Here is a 243-nt window from a genome sequence, read left to right as displayed (position 1 = left end):
CCGCTGCTTATGGTGGCGATACCACTATTATTACTTAACCAGCTGCCGCCAGCTGTCACTTCACTTAGATTAATCGTATGACCTACACATACACTGTCCGGGCCTGCTATCGGTGTGATTACCGGTAAGGCAGATACGATAATGGTTTTACTGACACTATCACTACAACCTGCTGCATTAATCACCGTATAACTGATGCGCACCGTACCGGCACTAATGCCGGTTACCAGGCCTCCGCTGCTG

Annotated in this window: 1 protein-coding gene; it reads right to left on the bottom strand. The window is 49.4% G+C overall.

Annotated elements, in window-relative coordinates; all coding sequences use genetic code 11:
* On the bottom strand, window positions 1-243 hold a 243-nt coding region (locus GD597_RS21785; RefSeq protein ID WP_171610020.1), incomplete at both ends, for a hypothetical protein.

The organism is Limnovirga soli (assembly GCF_013106755.1).
GTDB lineage: Bacteria > Bacteroidota > Bacteroidia > Chitinophagales > Chitinophagaceae > Limnovirga > Limnovirga soli.
This window is presented reverse-complemented; position numbering and strand designations above follow the sequence as displayed.